Source organism: Pseudoduganella umbonata (assembly GCF_014192225.1).
Classification (GTDB): Bacteria; Pseudomonadota; Gammaproteobacteria; order Burkholderiales; family Burkholderiaceae_D; genus Rugamonas; species Rugamonas umbonata.
In genome coordinates this window covers 442,433-452,739 of sequence record NZ_JACHXS010000005.1, presented here as the reverse complement: position 1 = coordinate 452,739, position 10,307 = coordinate 442,433, and the positions used below count along the sequence as shown (strand labels likewise).

The window sequence follows — 10,307 nt, the reverse complement described above, 5'->3', positions numbered from 1 at the left end:
CCGGAAGCAACGATGCCGCCCAGCGTAATCACCACCGTTTCCGCCGTTTCGACCACCGTATCGTCCGACGTCGCGACATCGACCGTGAAACTCGTGACGGCTGCCGGAACGATCACGATGCCCATTGCGGGATCGCCGTTCTTCCACGTCACGCCATTTGAAAAAGCGATCGCGCCGAGATCCGCCGTGGCGGCGCTGCCGGACAGCGTGAGTGCATACTCGCCGTCCGTTACGCCGGCGGCGTTCATGCTGACCGTGTAGCGCAGCGTGTTCCCTTCGACCACCGCGCTGTCGACCGGATTGGCGCCGATGTTCGCGGCATCCTCGGCCACGATGGCCGTGATGCTGCGGCTGTCGTTGTCCGTGATCGTGCCGGTGGCGGACACCCCGCCCACCGCCAGCACGGCGCTCTCGGCGCTTTCGACCAGTGCGTCATCGACCGTCGGCAGCGTCACCGTGAAGGCTGCAACGCCCGCCGGCACGACGACCGTGCCGCTGGCCGGGTTACCGTTTTTCCACGTCACGCCATCGCTGAACGACAGGCTGCCCAGGTCGCCGGACGACGCCGTGCCGCCGAGAGCCAGCGTGAATTCGACCGGGCTGACGCCGGCGGTGTTCAGCGTCACCGCGTACGCCAGCGCCGCGCCCTCCGTGACGCTGGTGGCGCCGCTGGCCGGTTGCGCCGCGTCGAAAGCGACGACGGTGGCAATCGCCGGCGCGTCGTTGTCCGTCACGGTACCGGAAGCAACGATACCGCCCAGCGTAATCACGACTGTTTCCGCCGTTTCGACCAGCGTATCGTCCGACGTCGCGACATCGACCGTGAAGCTCGTGACCGCTGCCGGCACGATCACGATGCCACTGGCGGGATCGCCGTTCTTCCACGTCACGCCATTTGAAAACGCGATCGTGCCCAGGTCCGCCGTCGCGGCGCTACCGGACAGCGTGAGTGCATACTCTCCGTCCGTTACGCCGGCTGCGTTCATGCTGACCGTGTAGCGCAGCGTGTGGCCTTCGACTACTGCGCTGTCGACCGGATTGGCGCCGATGTTCGCGGCATCCTCGGCCACGACGGCCGTGATGCTGCGGCTGTCGTTGTCTGAAATCGTGCCGGTGGCGGACACCCCGCCCACCGCCAGCACGGCGCTCTCGGCGCTTTCGACCAGTACGTCATCGACCGTCGGCAGCGTCACCGTGAAGGCTGCAACGCCCGTCGGCACGACGACCGTGCCGCTGGCCGGGTTACCATTTTTCCACGTCACGCCATCGCTGAACGACAGGCTGCCCAGGTCGCCAACCGCCGCCGTACCGCCGAGAGCCAGCGTGAATTCGACCGGGCTGACGCCGGCCGTGTTCAGTGTCACTGCGTACGCCAGCGCCACGCCCTCCGTGACGCTGGTGGCACCGCTGGCCGGTTGCGTCGCGTCGAAAGCGACCACCGTGGCAATTGCCGGCGCGTCGTTGTCCGTCACGGTACCGGAAGCAACGATGCCGCCCAGCGTAATCACGACGGTTTCCGCCGTTTCGACCAGCGTATCGTCCGACGTCGCGACATCGACCGTGAAACTCGTGACAGCTGCCGGCACGATCACGATGCCCGTGGCGGGATCGCCGTTCTTCCACGTCACGCCATTTGAAAACGCGATCGCGCCCAGGTCGGCCGTGGCGGCGCTGCCGGACAGCGTGAGTGCATACTCTCCGTCCGTTACGCCGGCGGCGTTCATGCTGACTGTGTAGCGCAGCGTATGGCCTTCGACCACCGCGCTATCGACCGGATTGGCGCCGATGTTCGCGGCATCCTCGGCCACGATGGCCGTGATGCTGCGGCTGTCGTTGTCCGTGATCGTGCCGGTGGCGGACACGCCGCCCACCGCCAGCATGGCGCTCTCGGCGTTTTCAACCAGCGCATCGTCGACCGTCGGCAGCGTCACCGTGAAGGCGGCCACGCCAGCGGGCACGACGACCGTGCCGCTGGCCGGGTTACCATTTTTCCACGTCACGCCATCGCTGAAGGACAGGGTACCCAGGTCGCCAGGGGCAGCAGTGCCGCCAAGGGCCAGCGAGTACTCGACGGCTGCCGGGCTGGCGCTGTTCAACGCTACCGTGTACACCAGCGCCGCGCCTTCGATCACGGCGTTGTCGACAGGCGTGGCGCCGGTATGCGCGGCATCTTCGGCGATGACGGTGGCGACGGACTGGCTGTCGTTGTCGGTGATCGTGCCGGTGGCGGAGACGTCCCCGACCGTCAGCACGGCCGTTTCCGTCGTTTCGATGGCGCTGTCGTCGGCCGTCGGCAGCGTGACCTTGAAACTGCCCACGCCGTTTGGCACGACGACGATGCCCGATGCCGGATTACCGTTTTTCCACGCCACGCCGTCGCTGAATGCCAGCGTCCCCAGGTCGGCCGTTGCCGCGGTGCCGCCGCGTACCAGGCTGTGTTCTCCGCCGGTGCCGCTGAGGACCACCGTGTAGACGAGCGAGCCGCCTTCGCCGACGGTGCTGTCGACCGGCATCGCGCCCGGATACGCGCCGTCTTCGGCGACCACGCTGGCAACCGTGGCAGGGACCGGAACGGTGGCATCGTTGTCGTTGATCGTCACCACGCCCGTATTGTCCGTGATCGCCGCGAACGTGCTGTCGCTGAGGATGATGGACGCGTTGCGGGCGCCGTCTATCGCCGCGGTATCGGTGACCGGCACCGTGATCGTCTTCGTGGTCTCGCCAGGCGCGAACGTCAGCGTGCCGGTGACCGCGGCATAGTCGCTGCCGGCAGTCGCGGTACCGTCGGCCGACGTATAGCGCACCGTGACGGTATCGGTCGTTGTCCGGCTGAGCGTGACGGTGACGGTGGCCGTGCCGGCCCCTTCATCGACGGTCGCGTCGCCGACGGTCAGCTTCGGCTGGTTGTTCAGGTAAGTGTTCAGGGCGGAGAGCAGGCCCTGGGTGGCGGCGTTGCCGGACACCGCGCCGTTCGAGATCGACAGCGCCTGGCCATTGAACGTGAGACCGACGAAGCTGCGCGCATCGCCGTTGGCCTCCGTCCAGGGATCGATGTAATAGGTGCCGCCGCCGGTGGTGGCCAGCGTGTGGCCGCTGCCCTTGGCGTAGAAGACCATCGTGCTGACGGTGCCGCTGGGCGCCCGCCAGTTGATGACGCCCTCGATACGATGCTGCACGCCCGCCGCATCGGTCACCAGGATCGTGCCCGACAGGTCGTTGCCCTGAGCGCCGCCGAATTGCCCGTTGTCCGTCGCCTGCTCGAACTGCAGTTTCGACCAGCCGAGCGATGACGTCAGGGAAGCGTTTCCGGCTTCATTGTTCCGGACGGCGTTGCCGACGAAACCGTTGGCGAACGAAACGGATACGGTGGTAATTGGCATGGTGTCCCTCTGAAATGACGATCGATAGCCGGCCGGATGGGCGGGCGGAATTCAGGCAGGGACGGGGCGCAGATGGATGTGGCGCGGCAGGGGTGGGGCCGCGGGCTCAAGGATACTAGGAAGTCATCCGGACGAAAAAGAGCCTTGTCTCCAAGATGATAGGAACGTGCCATATTGTTGTTTCCACACGACAATTATTCGTGCCGCGATGCCGTTGTTGCAAGGCCTTGCGCTCGGTTACACTGTCGGCTGCCTTCATCATCGAAACCGAACATGCGTCGACTCGCGCTTCCTGTCATTCCCCTGCTGTTCGCTGTCACCGGCTGCGGCAACGATTACCAGCCCGAACAGCTGTACATGGCCGCCACGCCCGAATGCCGGGAGTGGGCCGACGGGTCGACGTTCAACCTGCCCGAAGGCGTCAGCGTGACCGCCACCAGCCCTGTCACGCTGAAGCAAGGCAGCGCGGAGTTCGGCGTCGTCTACCTCGTGCCGCGAGGCGGCAGGGTGCAGTTCGTCACGCGCGCCTTCAACATCACGCAACCCAAAGGCGCGACCATCGCCAAGGCGAAAGTGCTGAGCTACTACCAGCGCGGCACCAACAACCGCGCCGAAATGGTGGAAGTCATCACGAATATCCCCGCCTTGCTGCTGCCGGTGGCCACCGCCGATGTCACGCAGTGGCGCATCCGGCTGGGTGTCGACAGGGACCTGCCGGACCGGTTCGACCTGGTGCTGTCGGACGTCATCATCGACGACGAGCGCTACCCGGTGCGCACCTTTACCTATCGCTGGTTCCCGGAACGCAAAGCCTACGGGCTGTGCCGCTGAACCTCTTCGCTCCGCTAACCCAACTGTTGTAAAAATTCGGGGACAGTCCCCATTTTTTTACAACAGCCGAGTGTTGCCTGAAACCGGGGTCAGACCCCGGTTCCAGGAAATATTTTCCGGAATTGAAGTGGGTGCGGTTCACGTTGCCAGGGGCATAAAAAAAGCAGCCCGAAGGCTGCTTTTCTTGGGATGCATCCAGATCAGTGCTTGTTCTGGCGCAGTTTGGCGATGGCTGCCAGCTGGCCAATGGCCGCTGCCAGTTCCGCCTGCGCTTTCGCGTAGTCGATGCCGGTCTGGTTGTTCGCCAGGCTTTCTTCCGCCAGTTTCTTGGCGGCTTGCGCCTTGGCTTCATCCAGGTCGCCGCCGCGGATCGCGGTGTCGGCCAGGACCGTCACGGCATTCGGCTGCACTTCCAGCAGGCCGCCGGCGACGAAGACGAACTCTTCTTCCGACTTGCCCTGCACCTGGATGCGCACCGCGCCCGGACGGATACGGGTGATCAGCGGCGTGTGCTTCGGGTAGATACCCAGCTCGCCCTGCTCGCCCGGCAACGCGACGAAGGTGGCTTCGCCGGAGAAGATCAGCTCTTCCGCGGAGACCACATCGACGTGAATAGTGTTTGCCATAGTTATCCTATCGGATTCAACGACCCCGCCTCAGGAGGCGGGGCGACGCATCGAATTAGCCCAGCTTCTTGGCTTTTTCGATCGCTTCTTCGATCGTGCCGACCATGTAGAACGCCTGCTCCGGCAGGTGATCCAGTTCGCCGGAAGCGATCATCTTGAAGCCCTTGATCGTGTCCTTCAGCGAAACGTACTTGCCCGGTGCGCCGGTGAAGACTTCGGCGACGTGGAACGGCTGCGACAGGAAACGCTGCATCTTACGTGCGCGAGCGACCAGCAGCTTGTCTTCCGGTGCCAGTTCGTCCATGCCCAGAATGGCGATGATGTCGCGCAGTTCCTTGTAGCGCTGCAGCGTGCCCTGCACGGCGCGCGCCGTGTCGTAGTGGTCCTGGCCGACGACCAGCGGGTCCAGCTGGCGGGAGGTCGAGTCCAGCGGGTCCACTGCCGGGTAGATACCCAGCGAGGCGATGTCACGCGACAGAACGACGGTGGAATCCAGGTGACCGAAGGTCGTCGCAGGCGACGGGTCGGTCAAGTCATCCGCAGGGACGTAGACGGCCTGGATCGACGTGATCGAACCGGTTTTAGTCGACGTGATGCGTTCCTGCAGGCGGCCCATTTCTTCGGCCAGCGTCGGCTGGTAACCCACGGCGGAAGGCATACGGCCCAGCAGTGCGGACACTTCGGTACCGGCCAGCGTGAAGCGGTAGATGTTGTCGACGAAGAACAGCACGTCCTTGCCTTCGTCACGGAACGATTCCGCGATGGTCAGGCCGGTCAGTGCCACGCGCAGGCGGTTGCCCGGCGGTTCGTTCATCTGGCCGTACACCATGGCCACTTTGGAGTTGCCCAGGTTGTCCAGGTCGACGACCTTGGCATCGGCCATTTCGTGGTAGAAGTCGTTACCTTCGCGGGTACGCTCGCCCACGCCGGCGAACACGGACAGACCCGAGTGCGCCTTGGCGATGTTGTTGATCAGTTCCATCATGTTGACGGTCTTGCCCACGCCGGCGCCGCCGAACAGGCCGACTTTACCGCCCTTGGCGAACGGGCACACCAGGTCGATCACCTTGATGCCGGTTTCCAGCAGGTCTTGCGACGGCGACAGCTCGTCGTAGGCCGGCGGCGTGCGGTGGATCGATGCGGTCTGCTCTTGCGAGACAGGGCCACGTTCGTCGATCGGGTTGCCCAGCACGTCCATGATGCGGCCCAGGGTACCTTTACCCACCGGCACCATGATCGGGTTGCCCGTGTTCTGGATGGTCATGCCGCGACGCAGGCCGTCGGAAGAACCCAGCGCAATGGTACGGACAATGCCGTCGCCCAGCTGCTGTTGAACTTCCAGGGTCAGCTCGGAGCCAGCCATTTTCAGCGCGTCAAAAACCTTAGGCATCGCGTTGCGCGGGAACTCCACGTCCACCACGGCGCCGATACACTGAACGATTTTGCCATCAGCCATTTTCGTTCCTTCAAATATAGTTAAATTCGTTTTTAAACCGCTGCCGCACCGGCCACGATTTCAGAGAGTTCTTTGGTAATGGCTGCCTGACGGGTCTTGTTGTACACCAGCTTCAGTTCGCCGATCACACTGCCGGCGTTGTCGCTGGCGGCCTTCATCGCCACCATCCGCGCCGACTGCTCGGACGCGAGGTTTTCCGCCACGGACTGGTACACAAGGGCTTCCACGTAACGTTCCAGCAGTTCGTCGATGACGGTCGCTGCGTCCGGTTCGTAGATGTAATCCCACTGGATGCCACCCTTGTCCGCCGCGCGCTTTTCAGCGGTCAGCGGCAGCAGCTGCTCGACCATCGGCTCCTGCTTCATCGTGTTGATGAACTTGGTGTAGCACAGGTAAACCGCGTCCAGCTTGCCTTCCTGGAACTTCTCCAGCATGACTTTCACGGGGCCGATCAGCTTTTCCAGGTGCGGGGTATCGCCGATCTGCGTCGCCTGCGCCACCACGGGCACACCGATGCGGTTCAGGAAACCCAAGCCCTTGTTGCCGATGGCAACCGCTTCGACTTTATTGCCGGCCGCTTCCAGTTCCTTCGTCTTGTTCGTCACCGCGCGCAGCACGTTGGTGTTCATGCCACCGCACAGACCCTTGTCGGTCGTGATGATGATGAAGCCAACGGCTTTTGCCTGCGTGCCCTGGGCATCGGCCAGGAACGGGTGCGTGTACTCGGGATTGGCGCCAGCCAGGTTCGCGGCGATATTACGAATCTTGTCCGCGTAGGGACGGGCGGCGCGCATGCGATCCTGCGCCTTGCGCATTTTCGATGCGGCGACCATTTCCATCGCCTTCGTGATCTTCTTCGTATTCTCTACGCTCTTGATCTTGCCACGTATCTCTTTGCCTACTGCCATGAGTCCTTACTCCTTCTGCGCGAATGGCGGTTCACCAGGGTGAACCGCCGTGCCGCTTAAAATGCGCCGGATTTCTTGAAATCAGCGATGGCCGCGGACAGCGTTGCTTCGCTATCCTTGTCCAGTTGCTTGGTTTCTTCGATCTTCGACAGCAGGGCAGCTTGCTTCGACTTCAGGTACGAATGCAGGCCCGCTTCGAACGGCAGCACTTGCTTGACGCTGATATCGTCCAGGAAGCCCTTGTTCACGGCGAACAGCGACGCGGCCATCAGCGAGGTCGACAGCGGCGAGTATTGCTGCTGCTTCAGCAGTTCCGTCACGCGGGCACCGCGGTCCAGCTGCTTGCGGGTCGATTCGTCCAGGTCGGAAGCGAACTGCGCGAACGCAGCCAGTTCACGGTACTGCGCCAGGTCGGTACGGATACCGCCGGACAGGCCCTTGATGACTTTCGTCTGCGCGGCACCACCGACGCGGGACACCGAGATACCGGCGTTGATCGCAGGACGCACGCCGGCGTTGAACAGCGAGGTCTCCAGGAAGATCTGGCCGTCGGTAATCGAGATCACGTTGGTCGGCACGAAGGCGGACACGTCGCCCGCTTGCGTTTCGATGATCGGCAGTGCGGTCAGCGAACCGGTCTTGCCGGTCACGGCGCCGTTGGTGAAGGCGGACACGTAGTCGGCGTTCACGCGGGCTGCGCGTTCCAGCAGGCGGCTGTGCAGGTAGAACACGTCGCCCGGGTACGCTTCGCGGCCCGGCGGACGGCGCAGCAGCAGCGAGATCTGGCGGTAAGCGACAGCTTGCTTCGACAGATCGTCGTACACGATCAGCGCGTCTTCGCCGCGGTCGCGGAAGTATTCGCCCATCGTGCAGCCCGAGTAGGCCGAGATGTACTGCATGGCGGCCGATTCGGACGCCGTGGCTGCGACGACGATCGTGTATTCCATCGCGCCGTGCTGTTCCAGCGAGCGGACGATGTTCTTGATCGTGGAAGCCTTCTGGCCGATGGCGACGTAGATACACGTCATGCCCTGGCCCTTCTGGTTGATGATCGCGTCGACTGCGACAGCCGATTTACCGGTCTGGCGGTCGCCGATGATCAGCTCGCGCTGGCCACGGCCGATCGGCACCATCGCGTCGATGGACTTCAGGCCGGTCTGCATCGGCTGCGACACGGATTCACGGGCGATCACGCCCGGGGCGATCTTTTCGATCGGCGAGGTCAGCTTGGCATCGACCGGACCTTTGCCGTCGATCGGCTGGCCCAGTGCGTTGACGACGCGGCCGCGCAGTTCCGGACCGACCGGCACTTCCAGGATGCGGCCGGTGGTTTTCACCGTGTCGCCTTCGGAGATGTGCTCGTAGGCACCCAGGATCACGGCGCCGACGGAGTCGCGCTCCAGGTTCATGGCCAGGCCAAAGGTGTTGCCCGGGAATTCGAGCATCTCGCCTTGCATCACTTCGGACAGACCGTGGATGCGGCAGATACCGTCGGCAACCGAGATGACGGTGCCTTGATTGCGCACTTCAGCGCCACTGTCAATGCCTTGGATCCGGCTCTTGATCAGCTCGCTGATTTCAGATGGGTTGAGTTGCATGGTAACTCCTAATTGTGTTCTCTCAGCTTGCGCGAGGGTATAAGGGTCTGCCGCGGCGGACGCGATACTGCCCGATTACGACGTCAGCGCTACGCGCATCTGTTCGAGCCGGGCGCGTACCGAAGTGTCCAGCACTTCGTCACCGACCACCACGCGCACGCCGCCGATCAGCGATGGATCGACCGTGACTTGCGGGTTCAGCTTGCGGCCGAATTTCTTTTCCAGCGTGGCGACCAGGTTGGCGGTTTGCGCGCCATCGAGATCGAATGCGCTCGTGATTTCGGCATCCGCCGCACCTTCCACGCCATTCTTCAGGTCGTGGAATTGGGCACCGATTTCCGGCAGCAATGCGAGGCGGCCGTTTTCGATCAGCGTCGAGAGAAAATTGTTCGCTTCCGCGGTCAGCGGCGACTTCAGCAGGGAGGTGATAGTGGCCAGCAGTTCGCTGTCCGTCACCTTCGGGTTGCGGGCATATGCCAGCACCTCTTCGTGCGAACCGATCTGGGCCAGTTCGGACACCAGATCGGACCACTGCGCGAGGTTGCCAGCCTGGGCTACGCGGAAGAGGGCTTCCGCGTAAGGACGAGCGACGGTTGCGAGTTCAGCCATGATTACAGCTCGGTCGCAAGGCGGTTCAGCAGGTCGGCGTGGGCCGACGCGTTGACTTCGCGCTTCAGGATTTGCTCGGCGCCCTTGACTGCCAGGTCGGCAACCTGGGCACGCAGTTGCTCGCGTGCCTGGGTGACCTGCTGGTCGGCTTCGGCCTTGGCGGTGGCAATGATGCGATCCGCTTCGGCCCTGGCGTTGGCCTTGATTTCTTCAGCGATCAGCTGAGCGCGCTTTTCAGCGTCCGCGACGCGCGACGCAGCTTCGTCACGCGCGGAGGTCAGGGCTTCCGTGGCGCGCTTTTCAGCGATTGCCATCGAAGCCTGGCCCTGCTCGGCAGCAGCCAGACCGTCCGCGATACGCTTGGCACGCTCATCCAGCGCAGCATTCAGCGCCGGGAATACGAATTTCATCGAGAACCAGACAAGCACCGCGAAGGTGATCATCTGACCGATGAGAGACATATTGATGTTCATACCTTGCTCCTAAAAAGTTTCCCCGGTTGGAGCGTCGATTACTGAGCTGCTGCGTTGACCAGGGCCGTCAGGAACGGGTTGTTGAACGTGAACAGCAGGGCAACACCGACGCCGATCATCGAGATCGCGTCCAGCAGACCGGCGATAACGAACAGCTTGGTTTGCAGTTGCGGCATCAGTTCAGGCTGACGTGCCGAAGCTTCCAGGAACTTGCCACCCAGGATAGCGAAGCCCAGAGCGGTACCGATTGCGGCCAGGCCGATGATGATAGCCACTGCCAGAACGGTCATGCTTTGTACTTGTGCGATCAGAGCTTGCATTTAGATTTCTCCTAAGATTTAAAAAAACGACAGATACCAGATTTAAAAAACTCTTTTTTACTACAAACCGCTCGGATTCCCGCCCGGCCGTACCCGGCCTCGCGGG

At 63.0% G+C, this 10,307-nt stretch carries 9 protein-coding genes; 1 reads left to right on the top strand and 8 read right to left on the bottom strand.

The window, feature by feature from the left end:
• On the bottom strand, window positions 1-3,380 hold a 3,380-nt coding region (locus FHS02_RS16110; RefSeq protein WP_221403867.1), incomplete at its 3' end, for a beta strand repeat-containing protein.
• A gap of 273 nt (window positions 3,381-3,653) precedes the next feature.
• On the opposite strand from FHS02_RS16110, the gene FHS02_RS16105 reads away from it, so the two are divergent.
• On the top strand, window positions 3,654-4,211 hold the full coding sequence (locus FHS02_RS16105) for a hypothetical protein (protein ID WP_137315474.1): 558 nt from the start codon (window positions 3,654-3,656) through the stop codon (window positions 4,209-4,211).
• A gap of 200 nt (window positions 4,212-4,411) precedes the next feature.
• On the opposite strand, the gene FHS02_RS16100 is transcribed toward FHS02_RS16105, so the two are convergent.
• The 7 genes from FHS02_RS16100 to atpE all read right to left on the bottom strand — a co-directional run bounded on the left by FHS02_RS16100 (window position 4,412) and on the right by atpE (window position 10,201).
• Window positions 4,412-4,837, bottom strand: a complete 426-nt coding sequence (locus tag FHS02_RS16100) for a F0F1 ATP synthase subunit epsilon (RefSeq protein ID WP_131148399.1) — start codon at window positions 4,835-4,837, stop codon at window positions 4,412-4,414.
• 55 nt (window positions 4,838-4,892) lie between these two features.
• Window positions 4,893-6,293 carry a F0F1 ATP synthase subunit beta gene (gene atpD / locus FHS02_RS16095; RefSeq protein WP_137315473.1) on the bottom strand — a complete coding sequence of 467 codons (1,401 nt, stop codon included), beginning with the start codon at window positions 6,291-6,293 and terminating at the stop codon, window positions 4,893-4,895.
• Between the two features lie 32 nt (window positions 6,294-6,325).
• Window positions 6,326-7,201 carry a F0F1 ATP synthase subunit gamma gene (gene atpG, locus FHS02_RS16090; protein WP_137315472.1) on the bottom strand — a complete coding sequence of 292 codons (876 nt, stop codon included), beginning with the start codon at window positions 7,199-7,201 and terminating at the stop codon, window positions 6,326-6,328.
• A 56-nt stretch (window positions 7,202-7,257) separates the two neighbouring features.
• Window positions 7,258-8,799 carry a F0F1 ATP synthase subunit alpha gene (gene atpA, locus FHS02_RS16085; protein ID WP_131148402.1) on the bottom strand — a complete coding sequence of 514 codons (1,542 nt, stop codon included), beginning with the start codon at window positions 8,797-8,799 and terminating at the stop codon, window positions 7,258-7,260.
• A gap of 75 nt (window positions 8,800-8,874) precedes the next feature.
• Entirely contained in the window at window positions 8,875-9,408 is a 534-nt protein-coding gene (locus FHS02_RS16080; protein ID WP_137315471.1) for a F0F1 ATP synthase subunit delta, read from the bottom strand.
• Window positions 9,409-9,410: 2 nt separating this feature from the next.
• Window positions 9,411-9,881, bottom strand: a complete 471-nt coding sequence (locus FHS02_RS16075; RefSeq protein ID WP_137315470.1) for a F0F1 ATP synthase subunit B — start codon at window positions 9,879-9,881, stop codon at window positions 9,411-9,413.
• Window positions 9,882-9,919: 38 nt separating this feature from the next.
• On the bottom strand, window positions 9,920-10,201 hold the full coding sequence (gene atpE, locus FHS02_RS16070; protein ID WP_137315469.1) for a F0F1 ATP synthase subunit C: 282 nt from the start codon (window positions 10,199-10,201) through the stop codon (window positions 9,920-9,922).
• Window positions 10,202-10,307 lie beyond the last annotated feature (106 nt).

Bases quoted from the DNA above. Each gene is read 5' to 3' on its own strand.
- FHS02_RS16105 (WP_137315474.1), top strand. From the start codon at position 3,654: ATGCGTCGACTCGCGCTTCCTGTCATTCCCCTGCTGTTCGCTGTCACC.
- FHS02_RS16100 (WP_131148399.1), bottom strand. From the start codon at position 4,837: ATGGCAAACACTATTCACGTCGATGTGGTCTCCGCGGAAGAGCTGATC.
- atpD (WP_137315473.1), bottom strand. From the start codon at position 6,293: ATGGCTGATGGCAAAATCGTTCAGTGTATCGGCGCCGTGGTGGACGTG.
- atpG (WP_137315472.1), bottom strand. From the start codon at position 7,201: ATGGCAGTAGGCAAAGAGATACGTGGCAAGATCAAGAGCGTAGAGAAT.
- atpA (WP_131148402.1), bottom strand. From the start codon at position 8,799: ATGCAACTCAACCCATCTGAAATCAGCGAGCTGATCAAGAGCCGGATC.
- FHS02_RS16080 (WP_137315471.1), bottom strand. From the start codon at position 9,408: ATGGCTGAACTCGCAACCGTCGCTCGTCCTTACGCGGAAGCCCTCTTC.
- FHS02_RS16075 (WP_137315470.1), bottom strand. From the start codon at position 9,881: ATGAACATCAATATGTCTCTCATCGGTCAGATGATCACCTTCGCGGTG.
- atpE (WP_137315469.1), bottom strand. From the start codon at position 10,201: ATGCAAGCTCTGATCGCACAAGTACAAAGCATGACCGTTCTGGCAGTG.